The 17,804-nt window shown below is 64.7% G+C and carries 13 protein-coding genes and 1 tRNA gene; 10 read left to right on the forward strand and 4 right to left on the reverse strand.

Annotated elements, in window-relative coordinates:
- Positions 1 to 30: 30 nt before the first annotated feature.
- The 7 genes from exbB (at position 31) to ACVCNR_RS04115 (ending at position 7,405) form a co-directional block, all read left to right on the forward strand.
- Positions 31 to 1,062, forward strand: coding sequence for a tonB-system energizer ExbB (exbB, locus tag ACVCNR_RS04085; RefSeq protein ID WP_447073900.1), 1,032 nt, complete (start codon positions 31 to 33; stop codon positions 1,060 to 1,062).
- 11 nt (positions 1,063 to 1,073) lie between these two features.
- Entirely contained in the window at positions 1,074 to 1,535 is a 462-nt protein-coding gene (gene exbD / locus ACVCNR_RS04090) for a TonB system transport protein ExbD (protein WP_447073901.1), read from the forward strand.
- Positions 1,536 to 1,546: 11 nt separating this feature from the next.
- Positions 1,547 to 2,440, forward strand: coding sequence for an energy transducer TonB family protein (locus ACVCNR_RS04095; protein WP_354191908.1), 894 nt, complete (start codon positions 1,547 to 1,549; stop codon positions 2,438 to 2,440).
- A 312-nt stretch (positions 2,441 to 2,752) separates the two neighbouring features.
- Positions 2,753 to 5,062, forward strand: a complete 2,310-nt coding sequence (locus tag ACVCNR_RS04100; protein WP_447073902.1) for a TonB-dependent receptor — start codon at positions 2,753 to 2,755, stop codon at positions 5,060 to 5,062.
- 69 nt (positions 5,063 to 5,131) lie between these two features.
- Complete coding sequence (locus ACVCNR_RS04105; RefSeq protein ID WP_447073903.1) at positions 5,132 to 5,815, forward strand: Fe2+-dependent dioxygenase; 684 nt, start codon at positions 5,132 to 5,134, stop codon at positions 5,813 to 5,815.
- 4 nt (positions 5,816 to 5,819) lie between these two features.
- Positions 5,820 to 6,908, forward strand: coding sequence for an alpha-hydroxy acid oxidase (locus ACVCNR_RS04110; protein ID WP_354191905.1), 1,089 nt, complete (start codon positions 5,820 to 5,822; stop codon positions 6,906 to 6,908).
- A gap of 134 nt (positions 6,909 to 7,042) precedes the next feature.
- On the forward strand, positions 7,043 to 7,405 hold the full coding sequence (locus ACVCNR_RS04115; protein WP_354191904.1) for a hypothetical protein: 363 nt from the start codon (positions 7,043 to 7,045) through the stop codon (positions 7,403 to 7,405).
- Between the two features lie 265 nt (positions 7,406 to 7,670).
- Here the strand turns inward: ACVCNR_RS04115 and ACVCNR_RS04120 are convergent, their stop codons facing one another.
- Positions 7,671 to 8,387: an SIMPL domain-containing protein gene (locus ACVCNR_RS04120; RefSeq protein WP_447073904.1), complete on the reverse strand. Its 717-nt coding sequence runs from the start codon at positions 8,385 to 8,387 to the stop codon at positions 7,671 to 7,673.
- Positions 8,388 to 8,582: 195 nt separating this feature from the next.
- On the opposite strand from ACVCNR_RS04120, the gene ACVCNR_RS04125 reads away from it, so the two are divergent.
- Positions 8,583 to 8,658, forward strand: a tRNA-Ile gene (locus tag ACVCNR_RS04125).
- 221 nt (positions 8,659 to 8,879) lie between these two features.
- On the opposite strand, the gene ACVCNR_RS04130 is transcribed toward ACVCNR_RS04125, so the two are convergent.
- The 3 genes from ACVCNR_RS04130 to ACVCNR_RS04140 all read right to left on the reverse strand — a co-directional run bounded on the left by ACVCNR_RS04130 (position 8,880) and on the right by ACVCNR_RS04140 (position 14,773).
- Complete coding sequence (locus ACVCNR_RS04130) at positions 8,880 to 10,250, reverse strand: nucleotide sugar dehydrogenase (RefSeq protein ID WP_354191884.1); 1,371 nt, start codon at positions 10,248 to 10,250, stop codon at positions 8,880 to 8,882.
- 195 nt (positions 10,251 to 10,445) lie between these two features.
- Positions 10,446 to 12,251: a hypothetical protein gene (locus tag ACVCNR_RS04135; protein WP_447073905.1), complete on the reverse strand. Its 1,806-nt coding sequence runs from the start codon at positions 12,249 to 12,251 to the stop codon at positions 10,446 to 10,448.
- Positions 12,251 to 14,773 (reverse strand): glycosyltransferase, encoded by a 2,523-nt coding sequence (locus tag ACVCNR_RS04140; protein ID WP_354191882.1) that lies wholly within the window; start codon positions 14,771 to 14,773, stop codon positions 12,251 to 12,253. The genes ACVCNR_RS04135 and ACVCNR_RS04140 overlap by 1 nt, the downstream gene beginning before the upstream one ends.
- Positions 14,774 to 15,077: 304 nt before the next feature.
- Here ACVCNR_RS04140 and ACVCNR_RS04145 point away from each other — a divergent pair, with 304 nt between their 5' ends.
- Positions 15,078 to 16,445: a UDP-glucose dehydrogenase family protein gene (locus ACVCNR_RS04145; RefSeq protein WP_354191881.1), complete on the forward strand. Its 1,368-nt coding sequence runs from the start codon at positions 15,078 to 15,080 to the stop codon at positions 16,443 to 16,445.
- Entirely contained in the window at positions 16,442 to 17,464 is a 1,023-nt protein-coding gene (locus ACVCNR_RS04150) for an NAD-dependent epimerase (protein ID WP_447073906.1), read from the forward strand. The genes ACVCNR_RS04145 and ACVCNR_RS04150 overlap by 4 nt, the downstream gene beginning before the upstream one ends.
- Positions 17,465 to 17,804: the final 340 nt, after the last annotated feature.

Raw genomic sequence — 17,804 nt, forward strand, 5'->3', positions numbered from 1 at the left:
AAGCATGAATTCTGTGCAAAGGGATCGGCCATGAAACGCCTGGCCGCCATCGCGCTCTCCGCCGGCATCTGCCTTGCCTTGGCCCAGTCGGCCATCGCCCAGGAGCAGGCAGCCCCTGAAGCTCCTGCCGCCACCGTTCCGGCCGAACCCGCGCCGGCACCCGTCGCGCCGGCCGAAACCACGCCTTCCGCACCGGCCGCTCAGGCCCCTGAAAACCCTGCGCCGGCCGCCTCCGATACGCCCGCGACCGCGCAGGACGGGGCACAGGCCCCCGCACCCGCCGCGACCGAACCGGCGCAGGACGCCGAGGCCGCGGCCCTGCCGCTGGAAGACGGCGCACGCGACATGACCCTGCCGCACGACCTGTCGCCGTGGGGCATGTTCATGGCCGCCGACTGGGTGGTCAAGGCCGTCATGCTGGGCCTCGCCTTCGCCTCGCTCGTCACCTGGACGGTGTGGCTGGCCAAGTCGCTTGAGCTCGCCGGATCGAAGGCGCGGCTGCGCTCGGCCCTGCGCGCCATTCTCGGCTCGACCTCTCTGCAGGAGGCCGCCCAGAAGCTCGACAAGCGCCGTGACGCCGGCGCCCTGCTCGTCAATGCCGCCATGGAAGAGACCCGGCTGTCGATCGGCGCGCTCGACCATGCCGATCCCTCCGGCCTGAAGGAGCGCGTCTTCTCGCGCCTGTCACGCATCCAGATCCAGACCGGCCGCAGGCTCAGCCGCGGCACCGGCGTGCTGGCGACCATCGGTTCCACCGCCCCCTTCGTCGGCCTGTTCGGCACCGTGTGGGGCATCATGAACTCCTTCATCGGCATTTCGGAATCGCAGACCACCAACCTTGCCGTCGTCGCGCCGGGCATCGCCGAGGCGCTGCTGGCCACCGCCATCGGCCTCGTCGCGGCCATTCCCGCGGTGGTCATCTACAACGTGTTCTCGCGCTCGATCACCGGCTACCGGCAGGCGCTGGCCGATGCCGCCGCCGGCGTCGATCGCCTCGTCAGCCGCGACCTCGACTTCCGCCTGGTGCCCGCCGCGTCGCGGGACAGGCTGGCGGCGGAATAGGAGCAGGCGTCATGGCCGGAGGCATCAGGGAAACTACTGGCGACGACGACGATCTCCAGGAAACCCACGAGATCAACGTCACCCCCTTCATCGACGTCATGCTGGTTCTGCTCATCATCTTCATGGTGGCGGCGCCGCTCGCCACCGTGGACGTGAATGTCGACCTGCCGGCCGCGGCCGCCACGCCGGCGCCGCGCCCGGACAAGCCGCTCTACCTCACCGTCAAGGAAGACCTGTCGGTCCTGCTCGGCAATGACGAGGTGGCCCGCGACAACCTCGCCGGGGCGCTCGACACGTTCACCGAAGGCAACAAGGAACAGCGCGTCTTCCTGCGGGCCGACCAGTCGGTCGACTATGGCGAGCTGATGAATGTCATGAACCTGCTGCGCAAGGCCGGCTATCTCAAGATTGCGCTGGTCGGCCTTGAAATGGTGCCGACGGCGACGACGGAAACCGGAACCGGGTCCCCGTGATGAGTCCCGCGATGCGCAAGACGGCCTACCATCCGGCAGACAGCCTGTCGCTCAATCTCGGCAAGGGCGAGATGGCGCTCTGGTCGGGCGCCGCCGCCTTCGTGCTCGCCGCGCATATGGCTGGCGCCTGGTATCTGCAGCGCGTGCCGGCCATGGAAGCCCCCTCCCTCGACGCCGCCCCCGCCATCATGATGGAACTGGCGCCCATGGTCGTCGCCCCCGAGGCGGTGCTGACCGACATGGCCGACGTCGTCGACAGCGCCCCCGTCGAGCAGGTGGAGGAAGTCACCGAGGAACTCGATCCGGTCGAGGAACCGGTGCTGGAAGAGGTGGCCGAGGAAACGCCGCTCGAGACCGAGGAGGTCGCCGAGATCGAGCCTCTGGAAGAGGTCGAGGAAGTCGTCGAGGAACTGGAGGAAGTGCCGCTGCCGGAGGTCGCCATGGCGGTGCCGCAGCGCCGCCCTGTTCCGGAAAAGCCGAAGCCGGTCGAAAAGCCGGTGAAGAAGAAGGTCGAAAAGAAGATCGAGAAGAAGCGGCCGGCGCCGCAGGTGGCGGCAACCAAGTCGGCCGACGACGCGCCGAAGGCCGCCGCGCCGCGCGTCAGCAAGGCGGCCGCCGGCTCCGGCATGTCGCCGGCGCGCTGGCAGTCGCGCGTCAACGCCCATCTCAACCGCTACAAGCGCTATCCGCGCGATGCCCGCGGCATCGGCACCGTCACCGTGCGCTTCACCATCAATCCGGGCGGCGACGTGGTCGGCGTGTCCCTCGCCGGCTCCTCGGGCGATCCGGCATTCGACAGCGCCGCCCTCGACCTGGTGCGCCGCGCCTCCCCGGTTCCGGCCCCGCCGCCGGACATCGCCAAGTCGCGCATGAGCCTGGTGGTGCCGATCCGCTATTCGCGCTGAAGCCCGCTGTATCGCAGAGTTGACCCGGCTCCGTCGCCAGGGCTCCTGTCCGGTGGCCTGACGCCAGCGTGCGGATACGGACCGCCCCCTACCCGCGCCTCCCAGTGCGTCATTTGCAACAGGTTGCGGCAAACCGTTCTGCCGAAACGCAACCGGGCTGGCCCTTCATCGGATGATACTTGACAATTATTATCAGCTTCCCTAGCGGAAGGTTGCCGGTGTTTCCCGGCGACCCCGCTTTCTTGGCTCGGCAACAATCTGGAGACATTTTCCTGGCCCCGGAGGGATCGCGGCCAGCAAGAAAGGTTGGGGATGAAATCCATGGAAACTGGCAATGGTGGTCTCATGACCGCACCCGAAGGATCGGCACAGATCCGCAACACTTTGGGGCTCCTGCCCGTCATTGCCATTTCGGCAGCGTTAACCGGCCCGGCCTACGCCCAGACGGTCGCGCCTGCGCAGAACAGCGCCGGCAACAATAGTGATGTCCGACTGCAACAAGTCAACGTGCAGGGCAAGGGCGAACCGTCCAACGCCGTCGAGCAGGAAACAGACCTCGGCCGCATTCCGGGCAAGGTCAAGGACGTTCCGCAGGTCGTCAACGTCATCACACCCGAGGTGATGGAGCAACAGAAGACGCAGACGCTCGAACAGGTGCTGCGCAACGTGCCGGGCGTCACCATGGCCATTGGCGAAGGCGGTGGCGGCCTGAATGGCGACCAGTTCAAGATTCGCGGCTTCGAAGCCAAGGGCGACATCTACAGCGACGGCCTGCGCGATTTCGGCGTCTATGTCCGCGACAGCTTTGCCTATGAAGGCGTGCAGGTCTTCAAGGGTCCCTCTTCCGAGAACTTCGGCATGGGCACCACCGGCGGCGCCATCAACACCCAGCAGAAGAAAGCGCATCTCGGCGATGAAATTTATGTCGAGGGACAGGCGGGCAACGGCCCACTCGGCCGCGCCACGCTGGACGTGAACAAGCAGTTGAACGAAACCAGCGCACTGCGCTTCGTCGCTATGGGCCACTGGCAGGATCTTGCCGGCCGCGACCACGTCGAGTCCAACCGCGCCGGCATCCTCGCCACCGGTTCGTTCGGCATTGGCACCGACCTCACCTGGGACATCAGCTATATGTACCAGCATGGCGACCGTACGCCCGACTATGGCGTGCCGATGGTCGTGAATGGAACGGCAAGCCCGGATAATCCCTCGCTGCCCATCACCGAGTTCGGCGTGAGCCGTAATGTCTTCTACGGCAAGAAGCAGGACCACGACGTCTTCAACACCCATGCCGTCACCTCGAAGGTGAAATGGCAGGCCGAGGACTGGCTGACGATCTACAACGATACGCGGCTGTCCGTGTACGACCGCGACTTTTCCACCAGCGTGCCGGGGTGCAGCGGCGCATGCGCTACCGACTTCTTCGCCGGCAATCCGGCTTTCCTGTCCGGTTACGGCGGCGGCAACCCAACCTATGAGCAGAATTCCTGGGGCATCCAGAACGTGACGACAGGCGTCGCCAGGTTCGAGACCGGCTCGCTACGGCATGAACTGGTTTTGGGCCTTGATGCCTTCTATCAGGAAAACGATCGTGACGCCTTCACCGTCACCGGCAAGGATCCGAGCATCGTCGATGTCCGCAATCCGGGGGCGACTTACAACCTGCCCTATACGGTCGCGCGTAATCCCAACGGGGACCGCCACAGCACCGGCACGAATATCGCCCTGTTCGGAAGCGATCGGGTCTGGTTGACGGAACAGTTTTCCGTTCTGGCCGGCGGGCGCTTGGACTATTTCGACTCCAAGTACCATCAGGCGACCACATCGAATAGCGATCCGACTCCCTTCGACGGGCGTGAAAAGACCACTGTGTTCTCCCCCAAAGTATCGCTTATCTGGGAGCCGACATCAGATCAGACTTACTACGCTTCGTGGGCACGCTCCTTCACACCGGCGGGGCAGTTTATCGCCAACGGGTCCAGCACCATCAGCCCGACTCAACCGAACCTCGACCCGGAAAAGAGCGATCTTTACGAGGTTGGTGGAAAGGTCAATTTCCTCGGTGGGCTGATGAGCGTCACCGGCGCCGTGTTCCAGGTCGAAAAAAGCAACGCCTTCTATACCGATCCCAATACCGGTGATCCCGTTGCCACGGGCGAGAAGCAGCGCGTGCGCGGCGTCGAGCTCGGCGTTTCCGGGCGGCCTACCGAGAACTGGACTGTCGGTGTTTCCTACAGCTATCTGGACAGCAAAATCCTTACCTCGACGGCCACGCCACCGAATCCGTCGACGGTCGGCAACGAAGTTGCCTACGTGCCGCACAATGCCGTATCGCTGTGGACCAGCTACGAGGTGTCTCGCCACTTCGATATGGAAGGCAAGCTCGATGTCGGCGGCGGCATCGTCTATTCCGATGCCTACTACACGAATTCGGGCAACACCGGCCGCATTCCGGAGTCCTTCTCACTCGATGCGTTCATTGCGTACGAATACAAGAACCTGAAATTCGCTTTGAACGGCTACAATCTGACGGATAATCTCAATTACTCCACGGGTTGGAGCAACCGTGCCGTGGTGGCGCCGGGCAGGAGCTTCGTGTTCACGGTCGGCGCGAAGTTCTGATCCAGTAACCGCGTCCCGGATCGGGCCGGCCACGCTTCGGCCTGCCCGATCCGCCATGGGAGACCCATCATGCTCATCACCATTCCCGACGTGCTCACCAAGGAAGAGGTGGCCTATATCCGGCAGGTGCTGGAAAACACGCAATGGGTGGATGGGCGAACCACGGCCGGCGAGCAGGCCGCGCTGGTGAAGAAGAACCTGCAGGTGCCGGTCGACGCGCCCGCCGCGCAGGAACTCAGCCAGATCGTCATGCGTGCGCTCGGCCGCAACCCCACCTTCTCCTCGGCCGCCCTGCCCCTGCATGTGCTGCCGCCCATGTTCAACCGCTACGACGAGGGCATGACCTTCGGCGCCCATGTCGACGGCTCGATCCGCGTCGTGCCGGGCGCGGGCATGCGCCTGCGCACCGATGTCTCGTCCACCCTCTTCCTCACCCCGCCGGAAGATTATGACGGCGGCGAATTGGTGGTGCATGACACCTACGGCACCCATTCCGTAAAGCTGCCGGCCGGTCACATGGTCGTCTATCCGGCCACGTCGATGCACAGCGTCACCCCCGTCACGCGCGGCAGCCGCTGGGCGTCCTTCTTCTGGACCCAGTCCATGGTCAAGGATGACTGGCGCCGCCACATGCTCTACGATCTCGACATGTCGATTATCCAGGTGCGCCAGACCATGCCCGACGATCATCCGGCCGTGGTCGGGCTGACAGCCCATTATCACAACCTGATCCGCCACTGGTCGGAACTGTAGCGGCATGACGGCCTCGCCCGTCCCCGCCGATGTCGTCTCGCTGGCGGACTATGAGCGCCACGCGCGTGAGCGTCTGCCGGCTGCCGTCTGGGCCTATATTGCCGGCGCCGGCGCTGACGGCATCACCCGGCGCTGGAATCGCGAGGCTTTCGACCGCCTGAAGCTGGAAGGCCGGGTGCTGGCCGACATGACCGGCGCCGACACGGGTCTGGACCTGTTCGGCCAGAGGCTGCGCGCTCCAATCATCCTGGCTCCTGTCGCTTTCCACAAGCTTGCCCACCCGCGGGGAGAACTGGAAACTGCTCTGGCTGCCGCCGCCACCGGCACGGTGATGACCATCAGCGCCCAGTCGAGCGTCCTCATCGAGGAGATCGCCGCCTCCGCGCAAGGGCCGTTGTGGTTCCAGCTCTACATGCAGGCGCGGCGCGAGGACACGCTTGCCCTTGTGCGCCGTGCCGAGGCAGCCGGTTGTCGCGCCCTGCTGGTAACGGCGGACGCCCCCGTCAACGGCGTGCGCAACGAAGAGCAGCGCGTAGGCTTTCGCCTGCCCGACGGTCTCGAGGCCGTGAACCTCAGAGACATGCCCGGCCCCGTCCTGCGGGTCGGCCCCGGCGAAAGCCCGGTCTTCAAGGGATTGCTGGATGCCGCCCCGACATGGCGCGACATCGAATGGCTGCGGGCAAGCACGAAACTGCCGCTGCTGCTCAAGGGCATCATGAGCTGTCATGACGTGCGCCTTGCACTCCAGAGCGGTGTCGACGGCATCGTCGTGTCCAACCATGGCGGCCGCGTGCTCGACACGCTGCCAGCCACCATCGAGGCGCTTCCAGCCATAGCCGACGAGGTCGCCGGGAAGGTGCCGATCCTGCTCGACGGCGGCGTGCGCCGTGGCACCGACATCGTCAAGGCCGTGGCCCTTGGCGCCAACGCGGTAATGGTCGGCCAACCGATATTGCACGGGCTTGCGGTTGCCGGGGCCGTGGGCTTGGCCCATATCCTCAATATCATGTGCGCGGAACTGGAGGTGGCGATGGCGCTGACCGGCCGGCCTCGCCTGAGCGATATCGACCACGGCATTTTCGCCTCCTGCTGAAACGGAAGCACCGCCGCCGGATGAACCGCACATGAATGCGCGGTTCGCGCGCCGTTCAGCCACCGGCTCCTAATGTGCCTTCCATGGACGGGCGATGCAGCAAGCCCGTCCCCGAACGGACCCTGGAGAATACCATGCTCAAGATGATCAAGACCGCAGTTCTTTCCGCCCTCATCGGCCTCGGTGGCCTCGCCGCCATGCCGGCCGCGGCCCAGGCGGACGGCCTCTACCTCAATTTCGGCGGCAACGGCCCCGGCTACGGCGTACAGGTCAACCATCGCGATCACGGCCGCCACAACAACTGGCGCCGCGGCTGGGACCGCCGTCAGGCCTGCTCCCCCAACCGGGCGTTGAACAAGGCCGAGCGCATGGGCGTCCGCCGCGCCCGCATCGTCGATGCCAACCGCCGCGTGGTCAAGGTGGCCGGCCGCAAGTTCAACCAGCGCGTCATGGTCACCTTCGCCAACCAGCGCGGCTGTCCGCTGCTTTACCGCTAATCGGAACAGGGCATCCCCATCATGAAAAGCCCCGGAGGCCATCGCCTCCGGGGCTTTTCATGATGTCGGAGCAATACCGGGCTCATCGGGACCAACCGTCATCCTCTCCCCGCAAGCGACAGGTTACCCCGCCGCCGCCGCCGCAATCTTCGACATTTGGCGCCGGATGCCGCCGTTGCAGAATTCTCCTCCCCCTTGTGGGGAGGGGTTAGGGGTGGGGCATGACGTCGCCCGGTCAGCGGACGATAGCCCGGCCGCAAACGCCCTATTTCATCTCGAAAGTCACGTTGACCTGCACGCGATAGGCATTTTCGCCCGCCTGCACAGGTGCACCGCCCGCCTGGGGCATGGCATCGAAGGACTTCGCAGCCATGCGGATAGGCATCGGCGGTGCAAACTGTTCGGAAATCTCGATCACCCTGCCCACCGAAGTGCCGGCCGCCTCGGCCAGCGTTTTGGCCTTGGCGGCGGCGTCGGCGACCGCCTTCTTGCGCGCCTCGGTGACGATGGCAGCCGGGTCCGCATTGGTGAAGACGATGCCGCCGCCCTCGTTGACGCCGAGCGTCACCGCCTTGTCGAGCAGTTCGCCGGTCTTGTCGATGTCGCGGACGCGCACCGACAGCGTGTTCGTCACCTGATAGGCGATGAGTTCGGCATTCTGGGTGCCATCGGGCTTGTTGGTGTAGTTGTAGCGGGGGCTGATCTGGATGCCGGCCGTCTGCAGGTCGCGATCCTCGATGCCGGCCGCCTTCATGGCGGTGATGACCGCCGCCATGGCGTCGTTGTTGGCATCCAGCGCCGCGCGCGCCGTCTTAGCCTCGCGCATCACCGACAGCGACAGGATGGCCATGTCGGGGGCAACCGTCGCCTCCCCCTCGCCGGTAACGAAGATGCGCGGCCCCGGCCTGGTGTCGCCGGCATGCGCGATGGCAGGCAGCGCCATCGCCGCAGCCAGTGCCAGAGGAAGAAGGAATCCGTTCATCATGTGCTCCATGAAATGCGTCCCAGCGCGAGATGGACTAAGTGGGGAATATGGACTGATTTGGGCGATTGGCGCCAGACCTTCGCCAAATGGTTGAAGTTTGCCGGTTGCCGGACAAGGGCACCGGCCTCGCCGACCTGCCGCTTCCGCGTGCCTCTTGTGCACGGCAGCGAAACACACTAATCAGCCCCCGTGGGGCCTGTAGCTCAATGGTTAGAGCCGGCGGCTCATAACCGCTTGGTTGGGGGTTCGAGTCCCTCCGGGCCCACCAGTTTCAAATAAAATCAATACTTTATGCGCAGCTATCCGCAAAGGGAGGCCCACGCCACCGGATTCGCTCTTCTTTTGCATGGTTTGGCCGAGCAGTTCGGCCGCCTCGAAACACGCTCCCGCCACCGGCCGGCACTGGCAGCACGGTCCGCCTCCGTATAAAAAAGCCGGGCCCCTTACGGAGCCCGGTTTTTTGCTTGTACCTATGAAATATAGACGACCCTAAGCCTTCACGATCCTTTCGGATTTCAGAGCGTGGCGAACGCAGGCATTGCGGGTGTCGATCACCAGCTTCGCATTGTCCACCACCAGCTTGTAGTCGACCGCGTCGTGGTCGGTGGCGATCAGCACGGCATCGTATCCGGCCAGAGCCTCTGCGCTCAGCTCCACCGACCGGCGGCCGGCGAGCGCCGCGTGCTCGCGGGTCATCGAAATCTCGGCGATATGCGGATCGTGGTAGGCCGTTTCGGCGCCCCGCTCCTCGATCATCTCGATCAGCCGCAATGACGGGCTCTCGCGCATGTCGTCGACATTCTTCTTGTAGGCGATGCCGAGCACCAGCACCCGCGCCCCGTTCAGCCCGCGCTTGAGCTGCTCGTCCATGGCCCGGGCCAGCCTGTCGACCACCCGTCGCGGCATGGCGGTGTTGATCTCGCCCGCCAGTTCGACGAAGCGGGTGGAAATCTCGTATTCGCGCGCCTTCCAGGTCAGGTAGAAGGGGTCGATGGGAATGCAGTGCCCGCCAAGCCCGGGGCCGGGATAGAACGGCATGAAGCCGAAGGGCTTGGTCTTGGCGGCGTCGATCACCTCCCAGACATCGATGCCCATCGCCTCGTAGACCACCTTCAACTCGTTGACGAGCGCGATGTTGACGGCGCGGAAGATGTTTTCCGTGAGCTTGACCGCTTCCGCCGTCGCAGTGGACGAAACCGGCACCGTGCGCGTTACCAGCGCCCCGTAGAGTGCATCGGCCAGTTCCATGGCCAGCGGGCCGTCGCCGCCCACCACCTTCGGGATGGTCGAAGTGCCGAAATCGGGGTTGCCCGGATCTTCCCGCTCGGGCGAGAAGGCCAGGAAGAAATCGCGGCCGCTCTTCAAGCCGCCCTGCTCCAGGACAGGTCTCAGCACCTCGTCGGTGGTGCCCGGATAGGTGGTGGATTCCAGGGCCACGAGTTGCCCCGGCCGCAGATTCTCCGCAACCACCTTGGCGGTCGCCGTCACGAAGGAGAGGTCCGGCTCGCGATGGCGTGTCAACGGCGTCGGCACACAGATCAGGATTGCGTCGGCTTCTTTCAGCCGGGAAAAATCGGCGGTCGCCTCGAACAGGCCCTTGTCGATGGCGCCTTTGATCAGCGCGCCGTCGATATGCTTGATCATCGTCTCGCCGGCGTTGATCCGTTCCACGCGACGGGCATCGATGTCGAAACCCAGGACCGGGAAGCCGGCATTCGCAGCCGTCACCGCCAGCGGCAGGCCGACATAGCCAAGACCGATGATACCGACGCGCGCGGTGCGCGCCTCTATCGCCTGACGCAGCTTTTCAAAGACTTCGTTATCGGGGCCGACACCGTGCTCCGAGTGATTTTGCAACATACTAAGGTTCCTTAGTTTGCTCCCGCGCAAGGCGGAATAACCGGCAGACCTGTCCCAAGGCAAGGCTTTCGGTCGGCCGCATCACGGTTTTTTACCCCGTAGGGAACAATCCCAGAGGATTTCTCCACGACTTCAGAGGGCAGAATGATCCAGGCAGGTGGTACGGGCAATCGCGCAGTTGCCGTTCCAAATCGATCACGCAGCGGTCCCCTGCTTTCGAGCCTCCGGCACGGCCTTGCCCGCAGTTGAAGCGTCCCGCAAGGATTCGAAACCTTCCAGCACGCGGGCGGCAAGCGCCAGCCCGGCCTTCATCTTGCCGTTCAGGATTGTCCGTTCGAGATGGACACAGTTCGCCACCAGCATCACATGGCCGCTGCCGATGTCATCCGCCAGCATGCCCGGGCGACGGCGGCGCACCTCGGCCAGCAGGGCCGCGAGCTTGTCAGCATTGGTGAGGGAAGCAGGCAGCCCCGCGCCCAGCGGCAGAAGGGACCACTGTCCCCACCCCCCCAGAACGCGCACGGCGCCATCGGCATCCAGCACGATTTCGGCCGGGGTGAAGCCGGGATTGCTCAGGCGCAGCGGCAAGTCCGCGATCAGCTTGCGGATCGATGGCAAGGCATCGCCGAATCGGTGAAGCATCTCGGAATCGGCATCCGTATCGACGGCTATATCCATCCGGGCGACCAGATCCTCGCTCAGGCGCTCATGCATCGGCTTGTGGGAAGCCGAATAGATCCGCAGGAGGGCCGGCGGCAGTTCCGCGCACCACAGCGCGGTGATGAAGTCGCGGTGGCTTTCGGCCAGCGCCGCGCCCTTCGGCGCGACCCCTGTGCCCGCATCGTAGACGATGCATTCGTGCTCGCCATGCATGAAGCGCGCCATGACCGGCGCCGCGCGGACCGCCTCGCGCGCGACATGGCGGAACAAAAGGTCCTCATTCTCCAGCATGCGCCGCAGCCGGGGCGGGAAAACCCGCTGCCGCAAATGACGTACCTGCCCCCCGCTGCCCTGAAGGACGATGGAAAACTCCGCCATGCCGCGCAGCGGCGGGTCGAGCCAGCCGACGCTCAGGGTCTGGTCCGGTTGCCGCAATTCGGCAAGCGCATCGGCTATCAACTGGTCCCGTTCCTGCCGCCCGAACAGTTGGCGAAGGGCGCGTTGGTCCTCGCCCTCCAGCGGGTGAAACTGGCGGTCGGGCATCACCAGCGTATCGGCCAGATGCCGCTTCTGCGCGAGTGCCACCATGTCCCTGATGGCGCCGGTCGCCGTCGCCGTCATCTGGCGCAGCAGCATGAAGCAGATGATGGCCACCAGCACATTGGCGCCTGCCTCTTGCAAAAAAGGGCGCAGAACGACAAGAAAGCCAGAAAGGAACGCGACCGACGACAGGATGCTCAGATAGTTGGGCAACTGCTTATCGATGAAATCGCCCAGCCAATTGCGCTTGAGAGGTGTGACGCCTTTGAGCGCCCAGGCCGTCAACAGGTAGAAAATCATGCCGAAGGCGGACAGATAGGCGGCCAGCAGCGGATCGAGCACCGCCAGCATTCCCATTGACACCATCACGAACAGTGTACCGGACACGATCTGCATGAAGCGCGCATAGATGCCCTGCATCTCGGCCCGCTGGTTGTCGACCAGGGACATGACGCCGGCGGCGCTCATGAGATCGGCACCGGCTCTGTCCGACAGCCGCTTGGTATGGCCCTCAAGAAACAGGGTGATGGCATAGAAGGCGATGGCCGCTGCCGACAGGATGGCGATACCCAACTGTTTCTGGTCATTGGCAAGGAACGGCCGGAAATAATGCGGCACCCCGTTCGAGCCGGCGAGCAGGATGACCTTCAGCGGCAGCAGGAAGGCAAGCAGCCGCGTGATGCGCGCGGCCGTCAGATAGACGACCAGCGCCAGCGTCGTACCCGGCACCACGCGCAGGAACCGGCCCAGGATCTGAAGCACCCATTGGAACGTGCTTCTGGTTTCGACAATCAGGTTCATCAGCGCGCCTGCCGGTGGTTCTGCCGCATTTCCAGACGTGCGGGAAAAAGATCATAGGCACAGTTGGACCGGACAAAGGCGCGTCCAGCCTCGACGCGCCCTATCCACGCAGCCTCGTCTTTCCACAACCGCTCTATCGTCGGCCACACTTCGTGCGGCTCGGCATAGAGGGCCGCGTCCGCGAAGGTGGCGCGAAACACCGGCGGCAGTATGACGGGCACACCGATGGCCATCGCCTCCATAGGTGCACGCCCGAACTCCTCGATATAGTCGTCATGCGGATAGTGCAGGAAGAAATCCAGCCCCGCCAGGAAGTCCTTCACATCGCGAGAACCGAACGGCTGGACTTCCCAGTTTTTCGGCCAGCGCCCGGCCGTCTTGCGGGCGTGCGCCGCGCCACCAAGAAAACGCACCTCGCAGGCTTGCTCGGCGCAATAGGCATCCAGCAGCGCCGCACGCGCGCCAGGCCATTTGAGAAAATGATCGCGGCCGTGACGGCCGATCACCGGGCGGTCGCGCTCGCCACCCCGCCAATGCGGGCGATGCGCAAGCCACGTGTCCGTATCCACCAGCGGCATCCACGTATCCCGGTGTGGAGGGGGGTAGCGTTCATCCGCCTCCATGAGGGCGCGCACCGTCCCGGAAATCGGCACCCAGTCGCCTTCATGCCCGAAATAGTCGATGAGACGCCGCCGCACCACGGCAGGATCGTAGGCGACGTCGCGTCCGCTCCTGTCGCGCTCGGCCATCTGGTTGACGACGGTAACGACACGCTCGTGGTTCAGCCGCGGGAACATGTCGAGTTGATACTGCAATATCGGCGGATGCGTAACCACCACCGTACCGACATCCACCTCCTCGCCGGCGCAAACGATTCGGACACCGTTCTTTTGGGCATAGTCGATGACCTCGCCCTTGAGCGGTTTGGTCACGTCCAGATCATAGCGATAATATTGCAGGATACCGGCGCTCAACCCCGCTGCCCTTGCCGCGCGCAACATACCCATGGCCGAATGATAGGTGCCGCCGCTCATGTTGAAATCGCCGATGAAGACGACATCGAGCTTCCCGGCGACCGAATTGTCGCTCCGGATCGAGGAGGGAACCGGCAGATCCGGCGGAACCACCGGCCGGCCCGCTTGTGCGAGGCCATCCGCCAGCGACCTGTGCCAGTGTTCCGTAACCTCGTGATAGGTACGGCGGATGCCGTGGTGGAACGTCCTTACATGGGTTTTGCCATGCCGGGTGAGCGAGGTCGACACCGTGCGGCCGAACGCCAGAGGGCATTCCGACACGACCTGTTTCCTGTGATTGGCACCGAACAGCACATCCAGGCGCTTCACGAACTCCTGGTCGGCTGAAACGCGCACCTCGTTCCAGTTCCCCGCCTTCTCGAACACGGATCGTGCGACCATCAGCGATGACAGGTTGAGCGATGTCAGTTCGGCCGAGGGACGCCATGTGCCGAAAAAGCAGAGTTGCGGGGTTGCCCGCGCCAGCCGTGACAGATTGTAGGGAACGGCCGGCGACTTCAGCAATGCGCGCGCCTGCTGCTCGATCCGCAACGGGTGAGCCCAGTCGTCGGCGTCATGGATCGTCACGAACCGGCCGGCGGCCTCTTCCAGCGCCCGGTTCCGGCTGGCGTAGCTGCCGCGATTGACGCTTTGCCGGATGAGCCGGAACCGTTCATCCTTCCGGCAGAACGCTTCCACGATCCGGGCAGTATCGTCGGTGCTGCAATCGTCCGCCACCAGGATCTCGAGATTGCGCCAGCTCTGTTCCGCGAGGCTGGTCAGCGCCGTCCCGATGGTTTCGGCCGCATTGTAGGCCGGCACGATCACCGTCACCCTGGCGTCGGGATCGTCATGGGGCTGGCCCCCCTCGCCCCGTATGTTGTCGAGGGAAAGCTGCGTATCCGCGTCGCGCTTTACGATTCCCGGCAGCTTGTAGTGGGCATAGACGGCGTTGATATGCTCCAGCGTCTTACGCTCGGCCTCGACAGTCTGCTTGCCGGATATGGCAGGGTTCCAGCCATTGGCCATCATCAGCCGGGCCGAAATGTCGAAGGTGTGGCCGCTGACGGCCTGCCCGACAAGCGCCCGCGCCTCTTCCGCCCGGCCGAGCCTGCACAGCAACAGCGCTTCGAGCATATATTGCCGCGCGGCCCGTCCAACGCCCGGATTGATGGCCCGGCGGTCCTGCATCTCCTTCAGGGCGGCGGCGAAGTCGCCCTCCACCGCATGCCAGCGCGCAAGGCTGTAGCAGGCTTCCGACCGGTCGCGAACCGGCCGGCGCTCATCCGCCTTCATCGCCGCGAGGTCGGCCAGTGCCTGGTCGGAAAAGCCCCGCCACAGCTTGCCGTCATATTCCGCGACCTGGGTTCGGGACGTGAACCGCTCCCTGACAAAATCTTTCGCAGCCCGCGGCACGGCGGTCCGGGCCACGGCGGGAAGCATATCGTAGGCCCGGCGAAGCCCTCCTTCGATCGAGGCGACGAGGTCCTTCTTCAGCGACCGCTGCATCGAATCGGTCCTGTTACACACATGAGACAAAGGGCGTGTAGCATAGCGCATACCCCCGCCCTGCATCCCACATTTTAACAGCCTGGTTCATTTCGTTATCACCTCGGTCGCATTCCTGCCCCGTCCCTGCCCGGATTTGACCCCATGCAGGCAGCGGTTCCACTCGCTGAACATGTCATCAATATGGTCCGGCGAATCCGGGGTTGCGGGCAGGCCGCGGAATTCGGAGGCCGCCGCTTCACTTGACACCCCCTGTCCGGGAGTGCTCACACATCAGCCTTCGAGTTAGACGAGGTCTTCACGCATGCGGGTCACTGTCTTCGGGACTGGCTATGTCGGCTTGGTAACGGGTGCGTGCCTTGCCGATGTCGGCCATCGCGTCATGTGCATGGATATAGACGAGGGCAAGATCGCACGGCTCAAGGCCGGCGAGATACCGATCCATGAGCCCGGGCTCGACACCATCGTCGAGCGCAACGTAAAATCGGGCTATCTCGAGTTTACCACCAGCCATCGCGACGCCGTGGCGCATGCGGAACTCCAGATCGTCGCCGTCGGCACGCCACCCGACGAAACCGGCGCCGCCGACCTGCAGCATGTGCAGGCCGTGGCCGAAGCCATCGGCGCCCATATGACCGCCCCCAAGATCGTCGTGGTCAAGTCCACGGTCCCGGTCGGCACCTGCGACAAGGTGGCCGGGCGTCTGGCCGCCGTGCTCGGCGGGCGCGGTTCGGATATCGGCTTCGAGGTCGTCTCCAACCCGGAATTCCTCAAGGAGGGCGCGGCCGTCGGCGACTTCCAGAGGCCCGACCGCATCATCGTCGGCACCAATTCGGCACATGCGCGCGCCGTGATGGCCGAACTCTACGAACCGTTCAACCGCAACCACGACCGCATGGTCTACATGGCCCCGCGGTCCTCCGAACTGACCAAATACGCCGCCAACGCCATGCTGGCGACGCGCATCTCCTTCATCAACGAGATCGCCAACCTGGCCGAACGCCTCGGCGCCGACATCGAGCAGGTGCGGCGCGGCATCGGCTCGGACCCGCGCATCGGCTACCAGTTCATCTATCCGGGCGTCGGTTATGGCGGCAGCTGCTTTCCCAAGGACGTCAAGGCCCTGGCGCGCACGGCGCGCGAAGCCGGCTACGGCGCCAGCCTCATCGAGGCCGTGGAAGCCGTCAACAGCCGCCAGAAGATGAAGCTGTTCGAGAAGATCGCCGCGCATTTCGGCGGCGAGGCCGCATTGCAGGGCAAGACCATCGCCATCTGGGGCCTCGCCTTCAAGCCCAATACCGACGACATGCGCGAGGCGCCGAGCCGGGTGCTGATGGAGGCGCTGTGGGCCGCCGGCGCCGCCGTGCGCGCCTTCGATCCCGTCGCGGGTGCCGAAACGCTGCGCCTCTACGGCGAGCGGCCCGGTTTCGAGCTGGTGCAGGACAAATATTCCGCCCTCGACGGCGCCGACGCGCTGGCCATCTGCACGGAATGGCAGCAGTTCCGCGCCCCCGATTTCGGGGAAATGGCGCTGCGCCTCGCAAACCGCGTCATCTTCGACGGCCGCAACCTCTACTCGCCCGAGCGGCTGCGCGACGATGGCTGGACCTATTTCAGCATCGGCCGGGCAACGGCCTTTCCGCAAGCGCAGGCGGTGGAGCAACCGGGATGAAGGTGCTCGTCACCGGCAATGCCGGCTTCATCGGCTTCCACGTCGCCCAAAGGCTGATCGAGCGGGGCGACGATGTCGTCGGCTTCGACTGCGTCAACGACTATTACGATCCCGCGCTCAAGGAAGCCCGGCTGGCGCGGCTCGACGACATGTCCGGCCGACAGGGCGGTCGTTACCGCTTCATCCGCGCCGATTTGACCGACCGCGCCGCCGTCGATGGCTGTTTTTCCGCCCATGGCTTCGACCGCGTCATCCATCTGGCCGCCCAGCCTGGCGTGCGCTACAGCCTTGAAAACCCCTATTCCTACGTGGCCAGCAATCTGGTCGGCTTCGCCAACGTGCTGGAGGCCAGCCGGCAGGCGAAGGCCGGGCACCTCACCTATGCCTCGACCTCCAGCGTCTACGGCGCCAATACCAGGATGCCCTATAGCGAGCACGATCCGGTCGACCACCCGCTCCAGCTCTATGCCGCCACCAAGCGCGCCAACGAACTGATGGCGCACAGCTATTCGCATCTGTTTTCGCTGCCGACCACGGGCCTGCGCTTCTTCACCGTCTACGGGCCGTGGGTGCGGCCGGACATGGCGCTGGCCAGGTTCACGCGCAACATCATCGAAGGCCGCCCCATTCAGGTTTTCAACAACGGCAACCACACCCGCGACTTCACCTATGTCGACGACATCGTCGAAGGCGTCATCCGCGCCAGCGACAAGCCCGCCGCCCCCAATCCCGACTGGGATGCCGCCAAGCCCGACCCCGCCACCAGCAACGCCCCGTTCCGCATCTACAATATCGGCAACAGCAGCCCGGTGCGCCTCGGCGACTACATCGCGGCCATCGAGGAAGCCGTGGGCAGGAAGGCGATCAAGGAAATGCTGCCGCTGCAACCGGGAGACGTCGCCGACACTTTCGCCGACGTCGGCGACCTCGCCACCGACCTCGGCTATCGGCCGCAGGTTTCGGTGCAGGAAGGCGTGCGCCGCTTCGTGGGCTGGTATCGGGAATTCTACGGCGCCTGACAGTGCAGACTATCTGATGCCTTACAGGAGAGGCGTCATCCCGGCCAAGGGAACGTCAGCGACCGCGAGCCGGGATTCATGCCGGAACCTTGCAAAGTCACGGAATGGATCCCGGACAGCCTGCCTTCGCTTCGCTCATGCAGACTTCCGGGATTGTTTGATCGATATGGGGTAGGTTGAGCAGCGAGGCTGCGGGCCTGCAAACCCGCAGCCTCGGCGGCAGGCGACCGGTTCCGGGATCGGGCCGACACCCGACGTCATCAAGGTCTCTGCCGCCTTTGCACCCCCGCTTGGAGAGTTGATCGGGCCTCTGGCACACCACCACGCCCGCAAACAATCC

The organism is Aquamicrobium terrae (assembly GCF_052978165.1).